The following is a 21,067-nucleotide window of genomic DNA, read 5'->3' as shown; positions in this document are numbered from 1 at the left end:
GATGTGCATATGTACGTCCTATACTGAATCTACTTTCCGCTAGGGGCGTAGAGTAGATTATCCGAAAATATTTGTCGGAGGCATATCATGAAAAACGCATTGATTATTCTCGCTATGTTGGTGGTTGCCGGATGTACCGGCATGACTAAGGGTTCCAGTTCAGGCAGCATGGGTTCGGACATGAGCAGCGGCTATCCGACCACCCCGAATGCTTATGATACCCCGGGCATTCTTCCGTAACTTTGGGAAAATGGCGGAAGCGCGCAAAGCTGCGCCCCCATCACGCGGCGCGTGACCGCCAGACATCCCTGCCACCGACTTGCCGACATCCCTGAACATCGTGCAGAAGTAGTCTCCGGCTACTGTAAAATAGCGGGTTGATCACCTTCTTCTGTACATATTATGAGTCTCCAATGCGGTATCGTCGGCCTGCCTAACGTCGGCAAATCCACCCTGTTCAATGCACTGACCAAGGCGGGCATCGCTGCGGAAAACTATCCCTTCTGCACGATCGAGCCCAATGTCGGCGTCGTTGAAGTGCCCGATCCGCGCCTGAAGCAACTGGCGGAAATCGTCAAGCCCGAACGCATCGTGCCGTCCATCGTCGAATTCGTCGATATCGCTGGCTTGGTGGCGGGCGCCTCCAAGGGTGAAGGTCTCGGCAACCAGTTCCTCTCGCACATCCGCGAAACCGATGCCATCGTCAACGTGGTGCGTTGCTTCGAGGATGACAATGTGATCCACGTGGCCGGCCGCATCAGCCCGCTCGACGATATTGCCGTGATTGAAACCGAACTCGCGCTGGCCGACATGGGTACTGTCGAAAAAGCCATTCATCGCGAAAACAAGAAGGCGCGCTCGGGCGACAAGGATGCCGCCAAGCTGGTGGCGCTGCTGGAACGCATCATGCCGCATCTGAATGATGCCAAGCCGGTACGTGCACTGGGCCTGGATGCCGAGGAAATGGCCTTGATCAAGCCACTGTGCCTGATCACGGCCAAGCCCGCCATGTACGTTGGCAACGTCTCCGACCACGGTTTCACCAACAATCCGCTGCTGGATCAGTTGACTGAGTATGCCAAGAAACAGAATGCGCCGGTAGTTGCCATCTGCGCGGCCATCGAAGCCGAAATCGCTGACCTCGACGATGCCGACAAGATCGATTTCCTGGCCGACATGGGCATGGAAGAGCCGGGTCTGGATCGCCTGATCCGCGCCGCCTTCAAGCTGCTGGGCCTGCAAAGCTATTTCACCGCTGGCGTCAAGGAAGTGCGCGCCTGGACCGTTCCGGTGGGTGCAACCGGACCGCAGGCGGCTGGCGTGATCCACACCGATTTCGAACGCGGCTTCATCCGCGCGCAAACCATCGCCTTTGACGACTTCATTACCTACAAGGGCGAGCAAGGGGCCAAGGAAGCCGGCAAGATGCGCGCCGAGGGCAAGGAATACATCGTCAAGGATGGCGATGTGCTGAACTTCCTGTTTAACGTCTAAGGCTATTCTTCATCGACTGTTGCCACGCGCGGCATCAGTCGATGATTCTCGAATATGTCGATAGAATCGAAAAATAGCGACACATCTGATTGACATGTCGCCACGTGCGACATAAGCTGTCGATATGTCGCCAAAATTCGCTTCAGAGAACATGATAGATGCCGCCCTCCCTTGGCGCGCCGATACACCTTATAACCAATTACCCCTGCTGCCGCCGGCGGCCGAACTGGAAACCAAAGCCGTTCTCAAACAATGCATCCTGGCACGCGCAGCCTTGGCCGAACTGAAGCAAGCGGCCCAGTTGATCCCGAATCAAACGATGCTCATCAACACCATTCCGTTGCTGGAAGCCAAAGACAGCTCCGAGATTGAAAACATCGTCACGACCACCGACCGCCTGTTTCAATTTGCCGACGGCAGCGACAACCAGGCCGATAGCGCGACCAAGGAAGCGCTGCGTTATCGCACCGCGCTTCACCGCGGATTTCACTCGCTGACGCAGCGCCCGCTGTGCACCGCCACAGCAGTCGACATCTATCGCATCATCAAGGCCGCCGAGATCGATATCCGCCGTACGCCCGGCACCCAACTGGTCAATGACCGCAATGGCGAGATCATCTACACGCCACCGGAAGGCGAAGCCCATCTGCGCGGCCTGCTGGCCAATTGGGAACGCTTCCTGCACAATGAAACCGGGCTCGACCCGCTGGTGCGCATGGCGATCGGACATTATCAGTTCGAGGCGATCCACCCTTTTGCCGACGGCAATGGTCGCACCGGTCGCGTGCTGAACATTCTTTTTCTCATCCAGGAAGAGCTGCTCACGCTGCCGATTCTTTACCTGAGCCGCCACATCATTGCCCACAAAGCGGATTACTACCGCCTGCTGCTGGATACCACGCGCAAGCAGGAATGGGAACCGTGGCTGATTTTCATGCTGCAGGCAGTGGAAGAAACCGCGCGCTGGACCACCGCCAAGATTGCCGCCATCCTCGCACTGGCCGAACATACCGCCGGCCATGTGCGCGAGCAGCTGCCGAAAATCTATAGCCGCGAACTGGTGGACGTCATCTTCGAACAGCCGTACTGCCGCATCGGCAACCTGGTGGATAAACAGGTCGCCCAGCGGCAGGCCGCCTCGCGCTATTTAAAAGACCTCGTCGCCATCGGCGTGCTGCGCGAAACGCAGGTCGGCAAGGAAAAACTTTTCATCCACCCGAAACTGATGCAGTTGCTGGTGCGGGATGGGAATGCGTATACACCCTATGCATGATCGGCATGGCTGTAGTTGCATGGGACAGGAAGCGGATAAGGGAGGCCGGAGGCTTAATTTCCTCCGCCGGCAAGAAGCACGGGAATGAAATGGGTCGGTATGACCGACAACCAACTCCCGAATAGTAATTAGGAAATCGGAAATATGGCAACGGCAAAATCTCATCTGTTAGGACAATTGGCGCATTTAAATGAACAACAATTGCGGCGCCTCCTCGTCGAGTTCTTCCGCATCATTTAGAACAGGCTGCATTCCGCCGTCACCGGCCAGAGCCTACGGCAGAGAGGTTTTTGAAATTCGTAAAAGTTTCTTGCGCGCGAACTTGCCGTACGCTGAACCAATAGACGGCGTCACCCCGCAAGTTCCAAGGATGCTTCAGTGCATGGAAGGAGAACTGGCACGTGCTGAATTAAATAAGCACATCGCCGCAAGCCTGGAGCAGCATTTCGATACCGTATTTACCATACCGGACGGGGAAACTTCCGGTTTATGGCAAAGTTGAATCAGGCAAAAACAAGAAAGGTAAAAAAAACAAACCTTTCAGTCTTGCCACAGGAATCCGCCACACGATTTACAATAAGGATAATTTTGCATCATAGACATTAACCCGACCACGCCAGCATCTCGTTGGCCAGACGCCCCGCCAATCAAGAGGAGACTGCATTGAATCGCGCACAAGCCCTTCAATTACTCGCCCAGAGCAAATCGATTCTGGCTGCGCGTTACGGCGTGATGGACCTTGCGCTGTTCGGCTCTACCGCACGCGACACGGCAAAGGCGGATAGCGACATCGATATCCTGGTTGCCTTCGATGGCCCGGCAACGTCGGCACGCTACTTTGGCGTCCAGTTCTATCTCGAAGACCTGTTCGGCAGCAAGGTCGATCTGGTAACCGATAAAGCGCTACGCACGGAATTGCGTCCGTTTATTGAAAGGGAGGCGGTGCATGTCTGAGTCCGGCCAGCGAGAATGGCGGTTTTATCTCGACGACATGATTGAGTTCGCCGAGAAAGTAGTCGCTTATACGGACGGGTTCGACCAGGCAAGTTTCGTTGCCAGCAGCCTGAATTATGATGCCACTGTGCGTAATCTCGAACTGACAGGCGAGGCGGCAACTCATATTCCGGATGCTGTACGTGCAGCCAACCCGCAGATTCCATGGCGGCTCATTATCGCCACGCGCAACCGGCTGATCCACGGATATCTTGGCATCGATAACGACACCTTGTGGAGCATTATTCGGGACGACATCCCCGTATTGCTGCTCGGGCTGCGAAATATTAAAGAACCGCATCAGTGAGCGAGTACCAATACTACGAATTCGCTGCCATCGAGCGGCCACTGAGCCGCGACGACATGGCCGAACTGCGCTCGCGCTCTTCGCGGGCAACGATTACGGCGACGAGTTTCGTCAACGAATACCACTGGGGCAGTTTGAAGGGGAACCCTGCTGACTGGATGCAGCGCTATTTTGATGCCTTCGTGTATACGGCCAACTGGTGCCGTTGCAAATTGGCGCTGCGGGTGCCGCACGACGTATTCACAGAATCCGAGTTAAAACGATACACGACGGACTGTGCGCTGACTGTAGCTGACGTAGGCACGCATTGGATTATCGACTGGTCGCTCGACGAAAGCGAGAGCTACGATCGTTTCGGCATGGAAGACGGCCGCAGCTGGATGGGACGTCTCGCGCCACTGCGCGATGAGTTGTTGCGCGGCGATTTTCGCCCGCTTTATCTCGGTTGGCTGGCCGGTGTTGTCGCTGACGAAGTTGACGACAATGCAGTCGAGCCGGAAGTGCCAGCGGGAATGTCTCAACTTTCTGCTGCGCAGCAAGCGCTGGTTGAATTTCTGGAAATCGATCCCGACCTGCTAAGCGCTGCAGCAGCGGGCAGCCAAGAGGCCGAAGAATGGCACGATGACGACAGTGCTGAAGCGTGGGTGGCAGGTCTATCCAGAAATGAGATGCGCATCGTTTTCAATCTGCTATTGCAAGGCGCATCGCACCAGGCGGAACGCCGGGTCAAGTCAGAATTTCTCGCCTGGCGAAAGGAAAACGGGGACGACGTGGCGCCGCCGGCAAAGCCACGCAAAGTAACCGAATTGCGGACCCTCGCCGAGGAAGCGAAAAAGCTTCGCAAGGGACAAGCGGCAAAAGAACGGGCGCGACAGGAAGCAGATCGGCGCAAGCAACGCGAGGCTTATCTCAAGACGCTGACCGTCGATTTCGACCGCTGCTGGAATGCAATTCATCCCCATGCGGAACGCGGCACCGCGGCGGCCTATGACGAAGCGAAACGCGCGATTGTCGATCTCGCGGATGCCTATGCGCTCGTGTCCGGCAAGGAAGAATTTGATCGTGCATTGCGCCGCTTCATGGTGCGTCATGCCAAACGCGGGGCGCTGGTGCGCCGGCTGGTCGAGGCCGGGTTGTGGCAAAAATAGAAGCAACCCGGTCAAACCCGTTGCGGGTATCGCCGTGTGTCGATTGCGGACAATTGTGCGCTGAAATTGTTCGTCTGATCGTTTTGACCGAACGTATCGATCATTCTGCGAGCACTTGACTTGTAATTCAATTGAATTACAATGTAAAATAACCATCCGCAAGGAGAATTCCCATGACCGCCAATGCACTGGTGCAGGCACGCATTGACCCCGCCGTGAAAGACCGCGCCACAGCGGTGCTGGAGAATATGGGCTTGACCGTCTCGGATGCGGTCCGCATCCTGCTGACCCGCGTTGCCAACGAGGGGGCGCTGCCGTTTGGATTCGCAACCGACCCTGCAGTATATGACACTTGGTTTCGAGCAAAGGTGCAAGAAGCGCTGGATGATCCACGTCCGGCCATTCCGCACGATCAGGTCGAGGCGCACTTCGCCAAGCGTCGGGCTGCGGCACTACGGAAAGCTGCCAAAGGCGAAGTGTGAAGCTTGAGTGGTCGCAATGTGCGCTTGACGACCGGGACAAGATTTTCGATTACATCGAGCAAGACAATCCACATGCCGCCATCGCCGTGGATAATCGCATTAGTGAGCAGGTCAAATTACTTGCCCAGTTTCCCGAGGGCGGCCGCACCGGCCGCGTTGAAGGTACGCGAGAACTGGTCATCAGTCGAACGTCCTACATCGTCGCATATCGCATTTCCGGCAATGTTGTGCACATTCTGCGTGTGCTGCATAGCGCGCAATTCTGGCCCGATGACATGCCGGATACTTGATACGTTCGCCAGGGACATCTATTAGACAATTCCTCATAGTTCGCAAGGAGGGCTTGCGCTGTGGATTCGCAATTGATAACGGATGAGGATATTGGGCCTATTATTTACAATAATGATAATTTCGCATCAGGAGCACTAACCGCGCCAGCACATGGGCAGAAAAGCGTGCAATCGTGCCGCTAGCGCTCTCACCTGAGATGTGAACCATTATTCCCTTATTCCAAGGTCTGCGATACCTTTCGGCCTCGAATCAGGCAAAGTGCCGCAATTCGAGCAGACTTGGAAGGTAAAATTTTGACAATTACATACTTTACTGGACAAATTTGAGCCGGCGTCAGAACCAAGTTCACAAGTATGAAGTAATCCCCGTTTCGACGAAACGATTCCAGACGTGATTCACGCCAAATTCATTGAATAAAATATAATATCTTTAATCGATTAGCGGAGCATCACAACTTTCTTCTCAGTTTCGCAAATGATAAATACTTTAAAATCAGTTGCTTAGTGTTTAGCACTTAACAAAGTTGAGTGACAATGCATTTCCCGCTTTTCTTTTGCTTTTCGTATACGATACACTTTGGCAATTGGAAGACGGGAGGCAAGTATGTCGGGACATCAAGAGCGAGAGTTTGACGCTGCTAGTGAGGCTGAGAGCCGCGTGAAGCGTATCGTGCGAACAGTCCGTCCAAAACTGAATAAGGCGTTACCGACTGATCGCGCCACTGTCCAGAAGCAGCTAGGCATTCTGCGCGCTACTACTGCTGCCAGCGGTTCTGAAAGAAAGCCTGTTTCCAATGACGATGTATCGAGAATCGCCGGCCTTCATTCCGGCACCATTTCAGTCTGCAACCCGTTTTTTCTTGAATCTGGTTTACTGGCGCGCGTAAAGTTACAGAACGTACCGAGTGAAGAAGCTTTTTCTTATGCAGAGCGATACAAGTGGGATGGCGACAAGGCTGCCCTCAAACTAGCACCAGTAATCCGCAAAACATGGTTTTGTACTGCGCTTCTGCCCAAACTGGCATTTCGGCCACTTACAGTTGATGAGGCCATCGCGTTCTTATCGGAAGAGGCTGGAGCGGCACCGGAATATAAAGACCAACTCGCATTGCTCATCGAGTATCTCCGTGTTACCGGCATTGTTTCAGTAGATGGAAATACGGTTACAGCGGTTGATGTTGAGGATGCTCCTCCACCTCCGCCGGTAGGCGGTAAAGATATTCCGCCGGCAGCCAATCCGGAAAAGAATAGAAGTGGTGGCAACGGAAATGAAGTCGGTAATGTTGGATTGGATCTCGATCCGTTGCTGCTGGCTTTATTGCAAAAGATACCGGTTCGCGGGGAAAAATGGCCAGCGGAAAAGCGACTGCGTTGGCTCAGAACTTTTGCAATGAATGTCAGCCAAGTTTATGACGAGGATAATGAGCCCGTTGAATTCACAGTAGAAATCAAGGTATAGAATGGTGAAAGCCACGCGGGAACGTGGCTTTCATTTTCCAATCGTAGCAGCCGTGGAGGCCCAGAGGTTAAGCTGGTTGACTTAGCAGATCGGAGTTGAAACATGTTGCATTACGTGCTGCGAGCGTATCTAAAAATCCGCCTACTGATAATAGGCTAATTTCAACTACCTTGGCACGGTGGTGAGGGCATACCCTGCCACCTACAGCCGTTCGTCCTCGATAGACAACCTTTAGTTTAATCTAAAGATCGGCTGCAGGCAAGATAAAACGCCCTCCAATGCTTTTTGGAGGACGTATGAGACACTCATACTCTGCAACAAAAAGCGTCCATGTTCGGCAATACACTCGCGTTCGCTTCGGCAAACAAGAAAACGTATGCCAGCATTGGCGCTCTCATCCAGGTCAGTTAAGCTTGTTCTAATTGACCTAAATCGCACCTTTCTTCTTGGAGGGTGCGGTTTTTTCTTTTCCGCCTCCTTGCTGTTTTCCTTTTTAGTGATCGTGTCCTTTGGAACGATAACGCCTTTAGGCGTCTTTGCTATTCGCCGCAACGCCTCGTGAAAGTCAATATCGACTTTCACAGGTTTTTCATTCATATCATCTCACTTTGCGATAAGTGCCTTATAGGTCAGTGTACGGCCAACAGTCGATTTTAATAACACGTTGACACGTTGACAGACGTAGCGGGCAGCGCGGCGTCTACCGCAACACGAAAGAAACCGAGGCGCGCATCCAGGCCTATCTGACGCGGCGTGCGGCATCCGGCAGAAAATAAGGGGCCCCTGCGCAGCTGGCTCAGAACGGACATCCATCGAAATCATCGTCCGCCGGACGGCGCCGAAGCTGCTTCAACCAGGCCTTGACGCCCTTCGCGTCTTCCAGCGCAAGCAGATCCTGCTCCATATCGCGATTATCCTGGCGCGTGCGCGCGATCTCGCCCGCCAGCTCGTGCATGACAGTTTCCGGTTTCACCATAACAAATGGCGAGATGCCGAACTGGGCGCAAAAGTCGGATTCGATGCGCATCGTTTCATGCTCGAGTTCGGCGATCTGCCTCTTGAGAACCGCATTATAGTGACGCAGACGCTCTTCATCGATGCGGCCGATGGCGGTGCGGTCGATATGTTCCAGTTCGAGCTGCAGTTCCAGTAGCTGCAGCAGATTCTGCTTGTCATAAGCGTGGTTGATGCGTTGCATCAGCGCAGTTTTGCGTACGCGTTCTTGCGGATCGGGTTCACGGTCCGGGTGCAAGGCGCTGGCCAGCTTGCGATAGATTTCGCGGATCGATTGATTGATCTGCCTGGCATCGGCTTCGGCCCGTTCTTCCTTTTCCAGCTGTTTGGCCGATTTCTTGCGCCTGGCGCGCCGCTCTTCCTGCGCCTGCTGCTCGGCTTGGCAATCCGCCTGCATTTGCGCGAATTGCGCCTGCGCCCGCTGCATGAATTCATCCGGCGAATCAAGCTTTGCATCGTCGCCCAGGTCAAAGCCGAACACATCTTCGAACAAATCCTTCATGCCCTGCATCTGGGCCGCTTCCTCGCTATCGTAATCGGATCGGCTATGCCTGTTGTAGATCGCTTTCAATTCGGCATCGTCGCGCTCGCCCAGCAGTGGCCCTGCCAGACCGGCGATCAATTCGCCCAATGTGCGCCGTTCGGTGCGCGTCAAGCCTTTTTGCGCTGCGGCGCGATCAAGGCTATGCACCAGCTTGATTTGCAGTTCTGTCGCGATCGAGAACAAAGGAAGGAGATCCTGCGTATATTTTTTCTGATAGGAAATCGTCGCCGCGTCCCATGCCGTCAACCGGCTGCGCAGCTTCTCGATTTGCTGTATCTGGCGATTGAAGGTCTTTTGTCCTTTGGACAGCGGGCTATCGCTCGCGGCGATCCGTACCGCAGTTAACTGTGATTTTGGCATTGTCATGCAAAACGGTAAAATAGGTGCGGAGAAATGGCCGCAAGGTTCATAACGCGCGGCCCGCTATTTTACCCGGCGCCAGGGGGAATTTGCAGGAACGGCAGGCTGATAAAATAGCGAAAATTATCACTTCGAACTAATCGTCCGCAATGAATCCTGGTATTGGCGAAATTCAACTGGGCGACGCTTCCGCTTTTCCGGCGACCGAACGGCTTGCCAAAAAAATCACATGAGCCTGGACTACACCACCCTCGAGCTGCTGCGCCAGAATCACCCGGCCTGGCGGCTGCTGCGCAGCGAGCACGCGCCATTGGCGGCAAGCTTTCTGCATCGCGTCTTCATTGCGCCGAATACACGGATGATGGCGCAGGCGGATCTGGCTGAGTTGCTTGAAGACGAATTGTTCGGGCTGCGCGAGCGGCTAGGCGCGGACGCCTTCCCCAAGGCCGCGCTCGACTACCTCAACGATTGGGCCGCCAACGAACGCGGCTGGCTGCGCAAGTTTTACCGCACCAGTTCGGATGAACCGCAGTTCGACCTGACGCCGGCCACCGAAAAGGCGATCGCCTGGCTCGCCACGCTGACCGAGCGCGCGTTCGTCGGCACCGAGTCGCGCCTGTTGACGCTGTTCGAGCTGCTCAAGCAAATGAGCGAAGGCAGCGAGACTGACCCCCAGACCCGCATCGCGGAGCTGCAAAAACGGCGCGACGAGATCGATGCGGAAATGGCGCAGGTGATCGCCGGCGACATACCGCTGCTGGACGGCACGGCGTTGAAGGATCGTTTTCAGCAGTTCATGGGCATGGCGCGCGAGCTGCTCACCGACTTCCGCGAAGTGGAGCACAATTTCCGCGGGCTGGACCGTCGCGTGCGCGAGCGCATCGCGCTGTGGGAAGGCAGCAAGGGCGCGCTGCTGGAACAGATCATGGGCGAGCGCGATGCGATTGCCGATTCGGACCAGGGCCGCAGCTTTCGCGCGTTCTGGGATTTCCTGATGTCGAGCCGCCGGCAGGAGGAACTGACGGCATTGCTGGAGCGGGTGCTGACGCTGCCGCCGGTGGCCGAACTGAACCCCGACGCGCGCACCCGTCGCATCCACTACGACTGGCTGGAAGCGGGCGAGCACACCCAGCGCACGGTCGCGCAACTGTCGCAGCAATTGCGGCGCTTCCTGGACGATCAGGCCTGGCTGGAGAACCGCCGCATCATGGATATCCTGCACGGCATCGAAATCAACGCACTGGCCCTGCGTGAAGCGCAACCCGCCGGTGCATTCATGCACATCGCCGATACCGCCGCCGACATCGAGCTGCCGATGGAGCGCCCACTGCACACGCCGCCAATCAGACCTGTGATTACCGATGCGGCGCTGGAATCCGGCACTGCCGATATCGATAGCGCCGCCCTGTTTTCGCAGGTCGTGATCGACAAGCCGGCGTTGTCGCGGCACATCCGCCAGGCGCTGCAGCAGCGCAGCCAGATCAGCCTGCGCGAACTGTGCGAGGCGCGGCCGCTGGCGCAAGGATTGGCGGAACTGGTCGCCTATCTGCAACTGGCCGGAGAAGAATTCCAGGCGGTGGTCGATGAAGAAGCTGCCGATGTCATCGTCTGGCAAGACCACGGCAGCGGCGATGGCGAACGCATGAAACAAGCACGCCTGCCGCGTGTCATCTTCGTAAGGTAAAGCATGCAAGAACAACCGATGACAAGCGCAAGCGAAGCGGTCGCACCGAACATGAACGCACCCGACCTGTCGGCCGTGGTGGTACCACTGCTCAAGGGCGTGATTTATCAGGAGAGCGATGCCGCGCTGTGGCATGCGCTGCTCAATCTGCAAGCCCGGGCGCGCGACTATCTCGCCGTGCTGGGGCTGGAACTGGTGCTGGACGAGGCCGAAGGATATGCTTTCCTGCGCGCACGCAACGGGCATGGCGACGGCGCGGACGACGGCGATGCCACGGCCAAGCTGCCGCGTCTGGTGGCGCGGCGGCCGCTGTCGTTCCCGGTCAGCCTGCTGCTGGCCCTGCTGCGCAAGAAGCTGGCCGAGTTCGACGCGACCGGCGCCGATACCAGACTGATACTGTCGCGCGACGACGTGGTCGAGCTGATCCGGGTATTTCTGCCGATGGGCAGCAACGAGACCAGGGTGATCGACCAGATCGATACGCATCTCAACAAGATTGTCGAACTGGGCTTCGTGCGGCGCCTGAAGCCGGCCATCGGTGCGCCAAGTGGCCAGGAAGCGATGTTCGAGGTGCGGCGCATCCTCAAGGCCTTTGTCGACGCACAATGGCTGTCCGAGTTCGATGCCCGGCTGGGTTCATACCGCGCACAGTTGCAAGGAAGCCAAAGCGATGAATAAACCGATGGACCTCGATTTCTCCGCTAACGATACGCTATCCGGCTTTCGCCTGCACCGCCTGGAAGTGTTCAACTGGGGCACTTTCGACGAACGCGTGTGGACGCTGCATCCGGATGGAATGAATGCGCTGCTCACCGGCGACATCGGCTCGGGCAAATCGACGCTGGTCGATGCGGTGACCACGCTGCTGGTGCCGGCCCACCGCATCGCCTATAACAAGGCGGCGGGGGCGGATGCCCGTGAACGCTCGCTGCGCTCTTACGTGCTCGGGCATTACAAGTCCGAACGCAATGAGGTCAGCGGCACGGCCAAGCCGGTCGCCTTGCGCGACCATAATAATTACTCGGTCATCCTCGGCGTGTTCCACAACGCCGGCTACGACCAGACGGTGACATTGGCGCAGGTATTCTGGATGAAAGACCTGCAGGGGCAGCCTGCACGTTTTTTCGTCGGCGCCGAGCGGGCCTTGTCGATCGCTGAGGATTTCGCGCATTTCGGCTCGGATATCGGTGCGCTGCGCAAACGGCTCAGAAGCGCGGGGGCGGAAATATTCGACAGCTTCCCGCCGTATGGCGCGTGGTTCCGGCGCCGCTTCGGCATCGACAATGACCAGGCGCTGGAACTGTTCCATCAGACGGTGTCGATGAAATCGGTCGGCAATCTGACCGACTTCGTGCGCAGCCACATGCTGGAGCCCTTCGATGTCGCACCACGCGTGACGGCATTGATTGCGCATTTCGACGATCTCAACCGCGCCCACGAGGCGGTGCTCAAAGCCAAACGCCAGGTGGCGCTGCTGACGCCGCTGGTGGCCGATTGCGCGAAGCATGCGGAACTCACCGTCGAGAGCGAGAATTTGCGCGCCTGCCGCGACGCGCTCAAGCCTTATTTCGCCGGCTTGAAACTGGCCCTGCTGGAAAAACGCCTCGCCTCGCTCGACGAGGAGTGGACGCGCCAGAACGCGCAGGTCCAGCGCCTGGACGAACGCCGCACCACGCAACAAAGTCAGGATCGTGAACTCCGGCGCAGCATCGCCGACAACGGTGGCGACCGCATCGAGCGGCTATCCGAGGAAATCAGGGCCAAAGATAGCGAACGGCAGGCGCGCCAGCGCAAGGCAGACCGCTATGCGGAACTGGCGCGCGCGCTGGGAGCGGTGGCCGCCGACGATGCGGAAGGCTTCCTCGCGCAGCGCATCGCCTTTTCGGCATTGGCGGAATCCTCGAAAGAGTACGAAGCTGGATTGCAGAACGAATTGACCGAAGCGGCAGTGACGCTGCAGCAAGGTAAAAAGGAACACGCTGAGTTCAGCGCGGAAATCAACAGCCTGAAGGCCCGGCGCAGCAATCTCCCGGCCGAGCAAGTTGCCATGCGCGCCGCCTTGTGCACCGCGCTGGATTTGGCCGAGACCGACATGCCGTTTGCCGGTGAATTGATGCAGGTACGCGAAGATGAACGCGATTGGGAAGGCGCGGCTGAACGCCTGGTGCGTGGCTTCGGGCCGGCCTTGCTGGTGCCCGATGCGCACTATGCCAAGGTCGCCGAGTGGGTCGACCGCACGCACCTGAAGGGGCGGCTGGTGTATTTCCGGGTGCGCGCCGCCGGCCGCAAAGAAATACCTGCCCTGCACCGCGATGCGCTGGCGCGCAAGCTGGCGATCAAGCCCGACTCGCCGTTTTACGACTGGCTGGAGCGGGAAATCGCGCACCGCTTCGATGTCGCCTGTTGCGCCACGCCAGAGCAATTCCATCGCGAACCGCGCGCTATCACCCGCGCCGGCCAGATCAAGGCGCCGGGCGAACGGCATGAAAAGGACGACCGGCACCGGATCGACGACCGCAGCCGCTACGTGCTGGGCTGGACCAATGCCGCCAAGATCGCCGCGCTGCAAGCCAAGGCAAGCCAACTCGAAACCCGGCTCGGCGAAACCGGCAGCCGCATCGGCGCGCTGCAAGGCGAGCTGCGCACGGTCAATGAACGCAAGCTGACGCTGTCCAGGCTCGACGAATATGCCGACTTCCGCGAACTTGACTGGCAGCCGCTGGCGACTGAAATAGCGCGACTGGAAGAGGAAAAAAGGCAGCTGGAGTCGGCCTCCGACGTACTCAAGGAACTCACCGGGCGGCTCGATGCACTGGTGCTGGCATTGCAGGAAACCGAAGAACAACTTGAAGCGCACAAGGACAAGCGCTCCAAAGCCGAACAAAAGAAAAGCGACGCCGCGGCGTTGCAGCTACAAACCCAGGCGCTGGTCGATGATCCCGCCAACGCGAACCACCAAGCCTGTTTCGAGCCGCTGATGCGCATGCAAAGTGATGCGCTCGGCGTGCATCAACTGAGCGTCGAGTCGTGCGACAACCGCGAGCAAGACATGCGCAAGTGGCTGCAAGAGCGCCTCGACGCCGAGAGCAAGAAGCTCGATCGCCTGCGCGACAAAATCATCAAGGCGATGGCCGAGTACAAGGATGCCTACAAGCTCGATACGCAGGAGGTGGATGTCAGCATTGCCGCGGCCTTCGAATACAAGGAGATGCTGCAAAAACTCGGCGCCGACGACCTGCCCCGCTTCGAGGCGCGCTTCAAGGAACTGCTCAACGAAAATACCATCCGGGAAGTGGCCAATTTTCAGTCGCAACTCAATCGCGAGCGCGAAGACATCAAGGCGCGCATTGTTCGCATCAACGAATCGCTGACCCAGATCGATTACAACCCGGGGCGCTATATCGTGCTGGAGGCGCAAGTTTCACAAGATGCCGACATCCGCGATTTCCAAAGCGAATTGCGCTCCTGCACCGAAGGCAGCCTGACCGGTTCCGACGATGCCCAGTATTCGGAAGCCAAGTTCCTGCAGGTCAAGGGCATCATCGAGCGTTTCCGTGGCAGCGAGGGACAGGCGGAAATGGACCGGCGCTGGTCGGCCAAAGTAACCGATGTACGCAACTGGTTCGCGTTCGCGGCGTCGGAACGCTGGCGTGCGGACGGCACCGAGCACGAGCATTACTCGGACTCCGGCGGCAAGTCCGGTGGGCAAAAAGAAAAGCTCGCCTACACCATTCTGGCAGCCAGTCTGGCTTATCAATTCGGCCTGGAATGGGGCGCAGTGCGTTCGCGCTCCTTCCGTTTCGTGGTAATCGACGAGGCATTCGGGCGCGGCTCGGACGAATCGGCGCAGTATGGATTGAAACTGTTCCGGCAGTTGAATCTGCAGCTGCTGATCGTCACGCCCTTGCAGAAAATTCATATCATCGAACCGTTCGTCTCCAGTGTCGGCTTCGTGCATAACGAGGAAGGGCGCGCCTCCAAGCTGCGCAATCTCAGCATCACCGAATACCTCGCCGAAAAAACGGCGCGCCGGGCATGAACTGGACCACGCCAGCCGATTTGCGCGCCCAGGTGCAAAAGCTCTGGGACAAAGGCCAACTGCTGGCCGGTTGCGCGGACGGTGAACCGCTGTTTCCATTGCGCCTGACGCTGAAAGGTCCCAGCTCAACTGAACTGTCGCAATGCTTCGACGCGGTGCGTGCCTGGATCGCCGAACTGCAGCAAGGCGCGGCGAACAGTTCACGGCCCGCTTACCGGCTGGTGCTGCGTGAAGTCAGGCACCGCGTGATCGGCGCCAATGCCTTGCCCCATGAAGCCTGGATCGATGCGCTTGATGATGCGCTGGCCCTGATCGGCAAGCGGCGCGAGGCCGACCGCTTCAACAGCCTGGTTGCGCAGACCGCTGCCTGCCAGCCGTTGCTGCTGCCATGGCTGAAAAAACGCCCGCTGCGCGCACTGGAACTGGCCGGCGACTGGCCACGCCTGCTCGACATCGTCACCTGGCTGCAGGCCAATCCGCGGCCCGGCATTTATCTGCGGCAGGTCGATATCCCCGGCATACACAGCAAGTTCATCGAAGCACATCGCGCAAACCTGGCGGAATTGCTCGATCTTGCCTTGCCTGCCGCGGCGATCGATGCTGCCGCTGGCGGCGTGAATGAATTCGCCCGCCGCTATGGCTTTCGCGACAAGCCGCTGCGCATTCGTTTCCGCCTGCTCGACTCGCGCCATGCGCTGGTCGGCAGCGGCACCGACCAGGATTTCGCTGTTACCAGTGCCACCTTCGCCCGCCTCAATCCTGCTGCATCGCGGGTATTCATCACTGAAAACGAGATCAATTTTCTGGCGTTTCCGCCGATTGCGGACAGCCTGGTGATTTTCGGCGCTGGCTATGGCTTCGACATGCTCACCGAAGCTGCCTGGCTGCGCGACCGCACCATCTTTTACTGGGGCGACATCGACAGCCACGGCTTCGCCATTCTGAACCAGTTACGCGCGCTGTTTCCGCATGTCCGCTCTTTCCTGATGGATCGCGAAACCCTGCTGGTCCACCAGCAGCAATGGATCGATGAGCCGCAGCCGACGCTGCGCGACCTGCCCGGGCTCAACGACGACGAGCGTGCACTATTCGACGATCTGCGCGACAACCGCTTGGGCAGGCAAATACGGCTTGAGCAGGAAAAGATCGGGTTTGGCTGGGTCGAAGAAATATTAGTTAAACTACAAAGCTCGTAATTTGCGGAAACCCCGTGCGTTCGCCTTGATGTGGAATTGACAAAATTACATTGAACGCCACACCGCGTCATGCAGGTACTTGCCGTCAGAACACTTCGCCTTGTGACCTCGCTCTTGGTATGATAAGGTAATACCTATAGATACTTTATTTTGGAGGCCGTGATGACAACCACCGTCGTTCGCCCTGTAGCAATCAAGATTGACCCTGACACCAAGGAGCGCGTGAAGCGCTTGGCCGCCGCACGCCATCGCACGCCTCACTGGCTCATGCGCGAAGCAATCAGCCAGTACGTAGAGCGCGAGGAAAAGCGCGAAGCTTTCCGACAAGATACGCTGAAAGCGTGGGACGAATACCAAACCACCGGCTTGCACACGCCCCCCGAGAAGGTGGATGCATGGCTGTCCAGTTGGGGCACGGATAACGAGCTTCCTGCCCCTGCATGCCACAAGTGAAGTACGCAGCCGGTGCGATCCGAGACTTGCAACGGCTGCGCGAGTTCCTGCGCCAGAAGAATCCAGTCGCGGCCAATCGCGTGGGCGAAACGATCATAAAGGCAGTGCAGGTGCTCGGCCTTCAACCGCAGATCGGTCGCCCCATCGAGGACATGCCCGACGAGTTCCACGAGTGGCTGATCGACTTTGGCGACAGCGGCTACGTGGCACGGTATCGCTTCGATGGCGATAGCGTCACCATCTTGACCGTGCGCCACCAGAAGGAGGCGGGATTCTGATGGGCACGCGCTTCGGCCGCCGCACCGCTGATGGCACCATCGAGTACCATGACAACAAGGATTCACTGGTCGTGCCCGAGCGGCGCGACCGCAGCGCCGTCAAGTGCGACATCGACCAGCTTGCACAAGCGGAACTGGCATAAGACACACAATACACCCACCATGCCCACCCTCACCGCCCTCACCCTCTACCCCGTCAAATCCTGCGCCGGCATTCCCCTGCGCGCAGCCATCGTCACCCGCGCCGGCTTGATGAGCGATCATATCTACGACCGCGAATGGATGGTGGTGGACGCCGAGGGCAATTTCCTCACCCAGCGCGACCATCCTCGCATGGCGCTCATCGTGCCCAAGATCCGGCTGGAGACGCTGGAATTGCGCGCCCCCGGCATGCTGCGCCTGGAAATACCGCTCGGCCTGCCGCCCCCGGACGAAGAGCGCCTGATTACCGTGAAAGTGTGGGATGACAGCGTCCAGGCTTACGACTGCGACGACATCACCGCCACATGGTTTTCGAAATTCCTGGGCATTCACTGCCGGCTGGTGCGTTTCCATCCCGAGGCGCGGCGTATCGCCAGCACCAGTTGGACCGGCGGCATCGAGGCGCCCACGCTATTTGGCGATGGCTATCCCTTGCTGGTGATTTCGCAGGCGTCGCTGGACGACCTGAATGAAAAGCTGCTTGTGCAGGGCCGCGCCGCCTTGCCGATGAACCGCTTCCGGCCGAACATCGTCATCGACGGCATCGGTGCGTATGAAGAGGATTTCGCCGCCAGCATCGCCATCGGCGGCGCCGTGATCAAGCCGGTCAAACCCTGTCCGCGCTGCCGCATTCCTGCCGTCGACCAGGCCACCGGCGAAGTAGGTCCCAGCCCGCTCGACATCCTGCAGACTTACCGCGCCGACCCGAAGATCGACGGCGGCCTGGCATTCGGCATGAATGCGATTTTGCTGGCGGGAGAAGACCAGATACTGCGGGTGGGGCAGGAAGCCGACGTCGCGCTGGCATTTTAGCGCGAACAAAATTCAGGCAAAATAAAAGGGACAGCGCGCTGTCCCTTTTATTTTGCCTGGCTGGCCGTATCAAACCGGCTTTGCCGCCTGCTGCAATTCTGCATATTTCGCCAGCAGCGCTTCTTTTGTCTCGCGCCATTCCGGATTGAAGGGAATGCAACTCACCGGACAAACTTGCTGGCATTGCGGCTCATCGTAATGGCCGACGCACTCGGTGCATTTGTGCGGATCGATTTCATAGATGAGCGGGCCCATCGAAATCGCATCGTTCGGACATTCCGGTTCGCAGACGTCGCAGTTGATACAATCGTCTGTAATCATCAATGCCATGACACAAACTCCCTGCTATCCAGACGATTCCACCGATCGCCTGCATGCGATCGGAGCGCACCGCAGCGCAAAGCATTGCTTTGCGAAACCCTGCGGCACGTGTCTGTAATCATCAATGCCATGATTTCAACTCCACTCCAGCAAGATGACGACAGCCAGCGCTTGCAGACAAAATAATTACTTTTTCGGTAGAACGACCTTGGACTTCAGCCACCGCTCGACCGAGGGGAAAACAAACTTGGAAACGTCGCCGCCCAGGCTGGCGATTTCGCGCACGATGGTGCCCGAGATGAACTGGTACTGGTCCGATGGCGTCAGGAACAAGGTTTCGACATCGGGCAACAGGTAACGGTTCATGCCGGCCATCTGGAATTCGTATTCAAAGTCGGACACGGCGCGCAAGCCGCGCACGATCACGCGGCCTTCATGCTCGCGCACGAAATCCTTGAGCAAGCCCGAGAAGGTTTCCACCTGCACGTTGGGATAATGCCCCAGCACTTCATTGGCGATCGACAGGCGCTCTTCCAATGTAAAAAAAGGTTTCTTGTTCTGGCTGTCGGCCACGCCGACCACCAGCTTATCGAACAGGCCGGAGGCGCGCCGTACCAAATCTTCATGACCGCGCGTCAGCGGGTCGAACGTACCTGGATAAATTGCGGTGACCATAGGGACTCCGTGGAATAAGGAACGCGCATTATGCCTGAATTCTTGTCACATTTCTGCATTGTAATAGATGGTAAAAAACCATACCTGCCTTGTCGGCACGGACGATGTCCCAATCGGCCAGCCATGCTGCGTCAAGCCCGGTCAGCGGCATCTCCGCTTCCGCGTACACCAGCCCGCCAGGTTGCAGCAGCGCGGCGCATTGTGGCAGGAGTTTGGCCAGCCAGTCCTGATGATAGGGCGGGTCGAGGAAAATGACGTCGAAGGCAGCCTCGCGCCGCCCGCCCCCCAGTTCGCGCAGCTTGGCCAGGGCATCGCCGCGCGCAATCGTCACTTGCGCGGCTTGCAACTTGTCTTTCACTGCTTCCAGCTGGCGCAATGCCGGCACATGGTTCTCCACCATCAGCACCCTGGCCGCGCCGCGGCTGGCAGCTTCGAAACCCAGCGCACCGCTGCCGGCAAACAGGTCCAGGCAGGCCCGCCCTTCCCAGGCGCCATCGAACAGATGGTTGATCCAGTTGAACACGGTTTCACGCACCCGGTCCGGGGTCGGCCGCAAGTCGGCGGCGTCGGCCACCGGCAAAGGCGTGCGTTTCCACTGTCCGCCGATAATGCGCACCTGGTGCGCGACGCTTTTTTTTCCTTGAGGCTTGTGCATGGAAACCCGGCTGCTATTTAATGCCATTTGGTGTTATTTGGTGGTGCCGGCACTTCCGGTACTACCGGCATTGCCAACGATGATGGTGGCGAGCTTGTCGACGGCGACCTTGCGCTGGAACGCGGCCTGGATGTCGGCACGGCTGACCTTGGCGACATTCGCAGTCCAGGTATCGAGGTAATCCAGCGGCAGCTGGTAAAACCCGATCACGGCGATATTCGCCAGGATCTTGCGGTTATTGTCGATACGCAGCGGGAAGCCGCCGATCAGGTTGTCCTTGGCCGCCTGCAGTTCCTTCTCGGTCGGCCCCGTGCGCAGGTAATCGGCGAGCGTCTCGCGTGCCACCTTCAAGGCCTGGCCGGTTTGCGCCTGGCTGGTCTGCAAGCCGATCTGGAATGGCCCGGGCTGCGCCAGCGGCTCGAAATAGCTGTACACGCTGTAGCTCAGGCCGCGCTTTTCGCGCACTTCCTGCATCAGACGGGAGACGAAGCCGCCGCCGCCGAGGACGTAATTGCCGACTGTCAGCGCAAAAAAGTCCGGGTCGCCGCGCGCCAGGGCCGGTGCGCCGATCAGGATGTGCGATTGCGAGGCCGGATGGGCGATGCGTTCCTCTTGCCCCTGCAAGGGCGCCACCGCCGGCAAGGGCGGCAACGGCGCGCCTTGCGGCAGGCGTGCGGTCAACTGGCGGGCGATGGCGTCGGCCTCGGCGCGCGTAATATCGCCGATCATGGCGATCACCGCGCGGTTGCCGACGTAATGCTGGCGATGAAAAGTCGCCAGGTCTTCGCGCGTGACGGCTTCGACCGACGCCACCGTGGGTTCCATGGCATACGGGTGGCTGCCATACATGACACGGGAAAATGCGCGGCTGGCGATGAATTCCGGCTTGGTCAGCGCTTCCTTGATGCCGGCGATGGTGCGGGCCTTGTCGCGCGCGAAAAAATCCGCCGGAAAACTCGGCTGCGCCAGCACGCGCGCCAGCAGCAGCACCGCGGCGTCGCGCTCGGCAGCGCTCGACAGGGTGCGCAGGGATACGCCGCCGCTGTCCTCGCCGACACTGCCGCCGCGCTGCGCCGCGATATCGGCAAAGCCGTCTGAAATTTGCGCCTCGGTCAGGGCAGGCTCGTCCTGCGCCGCGGTTCCCGCCTGCAAGCCGCGCCCCAGCATGGCATTGGTCAGCGAGGCCGTGCCGGACTTTCCTTGCGGATCACGGCGCGAACCGGCATCGAATTCGACGCTGACATCGAGCATCGGGATCGAATGGTTTTCCACGAACAGCACGCGCGCACCATTGTCCAGGGTCCAGGCAGCGATTTTCAGGGTAGCGTGGGCGGGGATGGCGAACAATGCCACCCAAGCCACGATAATGAGTCGTTTCATCATTTTTA

At 58.3% G+C, this 21,067-nt stretch carries 24 protein-coding genes; 18 read left to right on the top strand and 6 right to left on the bottom strand.

Going from position 1 to position 21,067, the window contains the following annotated elements; translation table 11 throughout:
- The first annotated feature begins 87 nt into the window (after positions 1 to 87).
- The 10 genes from D3878_RS23925 to D3878_RS19925 all read left to right on the top strand — a co-directional run bounded on the left by D3878_RS23925 (position 88) and on the right by D3878_RS19925 (position 7,446).
- Positions 88 to 240, top strand: coding sequence for a hypothetical protein (locus D3878_RS23925; RefSeq protein WP_158592340.1), 153 nt, complete (start codon positions 88 to 90; stop codon positions 238 to 240).
- 162 nt (positions 241 to 402) lie between these two features.
- Positions 403 to 1,494, top strand: a complete 1,092-nt coding sequence (gene ychF / locus D3878_RS19965) for a redox-regulated ATPase YchF (RefSeq protein WP_119787079.1) — start codon at positions 403 to 405, stop codon at positions 1,492 to 1,494.
- 151 nt (positions 1,495 to 1,645) lie between these two features.
- Complete coding sequence (gene fic / locus D3878_RS19960; RefSeq protein WP_119787078.1) at positions 1,646 to 2,767, top strand: protein adenylyltransferase Fic; 1,122 nt, start codon at positions 1,646 to 1,648, stop codon at positions 2,765 to 2,767.
- A 190-nt stretch (positions 2,768 to 2,957) separates the two neighbouring features.
- Positions 2,958 to 3,269 carry a hypothetical protein gene (locus D3878_RS23575; RefSeq protein ID WP_147384047.1) on the top strand — a complete coding sequence of 104 codons (312 nt, stop codon included), beginning with the start codon at positions 2,958 to 2,960 and terminating at the stop codon, positions 3,267 to 3,269.
- 161 nt (positions 3,270 to 3,430) lie between these two features.
- Positions 3,431 to 3,721: a nucleotidyltransferase family protein gene (locus tag D3878_RS19955; RefSeq protein ID WP_119787077.1), complete on the top strand. Its 291-nt coding sequence runs from the start codon at positions 3,431 to 3,433 to the stop codon at positions 3,719 to 3,721.
- Positions 3,714 to 4,067, top strand: coding sequence for a HepT-like ribonuclease domain-containing protein (locus tag D3878_RS19950; RefSeq protein ID WP_119787076.1), 354 nt, complete (start codon positions 3,714 to 3,716; stop codon positions 4,065 to 4,067). The genes D3878_RS19955 and D3878_RS19950 overlap by 8 nt, the downstream gene beginning before the upstream one ends.
- Positions 4,064 to 5,215, top strand: coding sequence for a hypothetical protein (locus D3878_RS19945; protein ID WP_119787075.1), 1,152 nt, complete (start codon positions 4,064 to 4,066; stop codon positions 5,213 to 5,215). The genes D3878_RS19950 and D3878_RS19945 overlap by 4 nt, the downstream gene beginning before the upstream one ends.
- 173 nt (positions 5,216 to 5,388) lie before the next feature.
- Positions 5,389 to 5,697 (top strand): type II toxin-antitoxin system RelB family antitoxin, encoded by a 309-nt coding sequence (relB, locus tag D3878_RS19940; RefSeq protein ID WP_119787074.1) that lies wholly within the window; start codon positions 5,389 to 5,391, stop codon positions 5,695 to 5,697.
- Positions 5,694 to 5,987, top strand: coding sequence for a type II toxin-antitoxin system RelE/ParE family toxin (locus tag D3878_RS19935; RefSeq protein WP_119787073.1), 294 nt, complete (start codon positions 5,694 to 5,696; stop codon positions 5,985 to 5,987). Before relB ends, D3878_RS19935 begins: the two co-directional genes overlap by 4 nt.
- Before the next feature lie 604 nt (positions 5,988 to 6,591).
- A complete protein-coding gene (locus D3878_RS19925) occupies positions 6,592 to 7,446 on the top strand; it encodes a hypothetical protein (protein ID WP_119787072.1) in 855 nt (284 codons plus the stop codon).
- A gap of 231 nt (positions 7,447 to 7,677) precedes the next feature.
- On the opposite strand, the gene D3878_RS23920 is transcribed toward D3878_RS19925, so the two are convergent.
- On the bottom strand, positions 7,678 to 8,043 hold the full coding sequence (locus D3878_RS23920) for a hypothetical protein (protein ID WP_158592339.1): 366 nt from the start codon (positions 8,041 to 8,043) through the stop codon (positions 7,678 to 7,680).
- Positions 8,044 to 8,242: 199 nt separating this feature from the next.
- Entirely contained in the window at positions 8,243 to 9,364 is a 1,122-nt protein-coding gene (locus D3878_RS19920; RefSeq protein ID WP_119787071.1) for a J domain-containing protein, read from the bottom strand.
- Positions 9,365 to 9,593: 229 nt separating this feature from the next.
- Between D3878_RS19920 and D3878_RS19915 the strand changes: the two genes are divergently transcribed.
- From D3878_RS19915 to D3878_RS19885, 8 genes are all read left to right on the top strand, one after another.
- Positions 9,594 to 11,048 carry a DUF3375 domain-containing protein gene (locus D3878_RS19915; RefSeq protein ID WP_119787070.1) on the top strand — a complete coding sequence of 485 codons (1,455 nt, stop codon included), beginning with the start codon at positions 9,594 to 9,596 and terminating at the stop codon, positions 11,046 to 11,048.
- Positions 11,049 to 11,066: 18 nt separating this feature from the next.
- The gene (locus D3878_RS19910) at positions 11,067 to 11,726 is read left to right on the top strand and encodes a DUF4194 domain-containing protein (RefSeq protein ID WP_199688216.1); all 660 of its coding nucleotides are present in this window, start codon (positions 11,067 to 11,069) and stop codon (positions 11,724 to 11,726) included.
- Positions 11,719 to 15,087 (top strand): ATP-binding protein, encoded by a 3,369-nt coding sequence (locus tag D3878_RS19905; RefSeq protein WP_119787069.1) that lies wholly within the window; start codon positions 11,719 to 11,721, stop codon positions 15,085 to 15,087. Before D3878_RS19910 ends, D3878_RS19905 begins: the two co-directional genes overlap by 8 nt.
- Positions 15,084 to 16,283, top strand: coding sequence for a DUF3322 domain-containing protein (locus tag D3878_RS19900; RefSeq protein ID WP_119787068.1), 1,200 nt, complete (start codon positions 15,084 to 15,086; stop codon positions 16,281 to 16,283). The genes D3878_RS19905 and D3878_RS19900 overlap by 4 nt, the downstream gene beginning before the upstream one ends.
- A 162-nt stretch (positions 16,284 to 16,445) precedes the next feature.
- A complete protein-coding gene (locus tag D3878_RS19895; protein ID WP_119787067.1) occupies positions 16,446 to 16,736 on the top strand; it encodes a CopG family ribbon-helix-helix protein in 291 nt (96 codons plus the stop codon).
- On the top strand, positions 16,724 to 17,014 hold the full coding sequence (locus D3878_RS19890; RefSeq protein WP_119787066.1) for a type II toxin-antitoxin system RelE/ParE family toxin: 291 nt from the start codon (positions 16,724 to 16,726) through the stop codon (positions 17,012 to 17,014). Before D3878_RS19895 ends, D3878_RS19890 begins: the two co-directional genes overlap by 13 nt.
- A complete protein-coding gene (locus tag D3878_RS23915; protein WP_158592338.1) occupies positions 17,014 to 17,157 on the top strand; it encodes a hypothetical protein in 144 nt (47 codons plus the stop codon). Before D3878_RS19890 ends, D3878_RS23915 begins: the two co-directional genes overlap by 1 nt.
- 19 nt (positions 17,158 to 17,176) lie before the next feature.
- Positions 17,177 to 18,028 (top strand): MOSC domain-containing protein, encoded by an 852-nt coding sequence (locus tag D3878_RS19885; protein ID WP_119787065.1) that lies wholly within the window; start codon positions 17,177 to 17,179, stop codon positions 18,026 to 18,028.
- Positions 18,029 to 18,097: 69 nt separating this feature from the next.
- Here the strand turns inward: D3878_RS19885 and D3878_RS19880 are convergent, their stop codons facing one another.
- From D3878_RS19880 to D3878_RS19865, 4 genes are all read right to left on the bottom strand, one after another.
- Positions 18,098 to 18,358, bottom strand: a complete 261-nt coding sequence (locus D3878_RS19880) for a YfhL family 4Fe-4S dicluster ferredoxin (protein ID WP_119787064.1) — start codon at positions 18,356 to 18,358, stop codon at positions 18,098 to 18,100.
- Positions 18,359 to 18,535: 177 nt separating this feature from the next.
- A complete protein-coding gene (gene coaD / locus D3878_RS19875) occupies positions 18,536 to 19,024 on the bottom strand; it encodes a pantetheine-phosphate adenylyltransferase (RefSeq protein WP_119787063.1) in 489 nt (162 codons plus the stop codon).
- A gap of 28 nt (positions 19,025 to 19,052) precedes the next feature.
- On the bottom strand, positions 19,053 to 19,679 hold the full coding sequence (gene rsmD / locus D3878_RS19870) for a 16S rRNA (guanine(966)-N(2))-methyltransferase RsmD (protein WP_233556403.1): 627 nt from the start codon (positions 19,677 to 19,679) through the stop codon (positions 19,053 to 19,055).
- Between the two features lie 33 nt (positions 19,680 to 19,712).
- Entirely contained in the window at positions 19,713 to 21,059 is a 1,347-nt protein-coding gene (locus tag D3878_RS19865) for a M16 family metallopeptidase (protein ID WP_119788026.1), read from the bottom strand.
- Between the last annotated feature and the right edge of the window lie 8 nt (positions 21,060 to 21,067).

The organism is Noviherbaspirillum sedimenti (genome assembly GCF_003590835.1).
GTDB classification, from domain to species: Bacteria; Pseudomonadota; Gammaproteobacteria; order Burkholderiales; family Burkholderiaceae_D; genus Paucimonas; species Paucimonas sedimenti.
This window is presented reverse-complemented; position numbering and strand designations above follow the sequence as displayed.

Excerpts from the sequence above, each read along its gene's own strand:
- D3878_RS23925 (WP_158592340.1), top strand. The coding sequence starts at position 88 with ATGAAAAACGCATTGATTATTCTCGCTATGTTGGTGGTTGCCGGATGT.
- ychF (WP_119787079.1), top strand. The coding sequence starts at position 403 with ATGAGTCTCCAATGCGGTATCGTCGGCCTGCCTAACGTCGGCAAATCC.
- fic (WP_119787078.1), top strand. The coding sequence starts at position 1,646 with ATGATAGATGCCGCCCTCCCTTGGCGCGCCGATACACCTTATAACCAA.
- D3878_RS23575 (WP_147384047.1), top strand. The coding sequence starts at position 2,958 with ATGAACAACAATTGCGGCGCCTCCTCGTCGAGTTCTTCCGCATCATTT.
- D3878_RS19950 (WP_119787076.1), top strand. The coding sequence starts at position 3,714 with ATGTCTGAGTCCGGCCAGCGAGAATGGCGGTTTTATCTCGACGACATG.
- relB (WP_119787074.1), top strand. The coding sequence starts at position 5,389 with ATGACCGCCAATGCACTGGTGCAGGCACGCATTGACCCCGCCGTGAAA.
- D3878_RS19925 (WP_119787072.1), top strand. The coding sequence starts at position 6,592 with ATGTCGGGACATCAAGAGCGAGAGTTTGACGCTGCTAGTGAGGCTGAG.
- D3878_RS23920 (WP_158592339.1), bottom strand. The coding sequence starts at position 8,043 with ATGAATGAAAAACCTGTGAAAGTCGATATTGACTTTCACGAGGCGTTG.
- D3878_RS19920 (WP_119787071.1), bottom strand. The coding sequence starts at position 9,364 with ATGCCAAAATCACAGTTAACTGCGGTACGGATCGCCGCGAGCGATAGC.
- D3878_RS19915 (WP_119787070.1), top strand. The coding sequence starts at position 9,594 with ATGAGCCTGGACTACACCACCCTCGAGCTGCTGCGCCAGAATCACCCG.
- D3878_RS19910 (WP_199688216.1), top strand. The coding sequence starts at position 11,067 with ATGACAAGCGCAAGCGAAGCGGTCGCACCGAACATGAACGCACCCGAC.
- D3878_RS19905 (WP_119787069.1), top strand. The coding sequence starts at position 11,719 with ATGAATAAACCGATGGACCTCGATTTCTCCGCTAACGATACGCTATCC.
- D3878_RS19900 (WP_119787068.1), top strand. The coding sequence starts at position 15,084 with ATGAACTGGACCACGCCAGCCGATTTGCGCGCCCAGGTGCAAAAGCTC.
- D3878_RS19895 (WP_119787067.1), top strand. The coding sequence starts at position 16,446 with ATGACAACCACCGTCGTTCGCCCTGTAGCAATCAAGATTGACCCTGAC.
- D3878_RS19890 (WP_119787066.1), top strand. The coding sequence starts at position 16,724 with ATGCCACAAGTGAAGTACGCAGCCGGTGCGATCCGAGACTTGCAACGG.
- D3878_RS23915 (WP_158592338.1), top strand. The coding sequence starts at position 17,014 with ATGGGCACGCGCTTCGGCCGCCGCACCGCTGATGGCACCATCGAGTAC.
- D3878_RS19885 (WP_119787065.1), top strand. The coding sequence starts at position 17,177 with ATGCCCACCCTCACCGCCCTCACCCTCTACCCCGTCAAATCCTGCGCC.
- D3878_RS19880 (WP_119787064.1), bottom strand. The coding sequence starts at position 18,358 with ATGGCATTGATGATTACAGACGATTGTATCAACTGCGACGTCTGCGAA.
- coaD (WP_119787063.1), bottom strand. The coding sequence starts at position 19,024 with ATGGTCACCGCAATTTATCCAGGTACGTTCGACCCGCTGACGCGCGGT.
- rsmD (WP_233556403.1), bottom strand. The coding sequence starts at position 19,679 with ATGCACAAGCCTCAAGGAAAAAAAAGCGTCGCGCACCAGGTGCGCATT.
- D3878_RS19865 (WP_119788026.1), bottom strand. The coding sequence starts at position 21,059 with ATGAAACGACTCATTATCGTGGCTTGGGTGGCATTGTTCGCCATCCCC.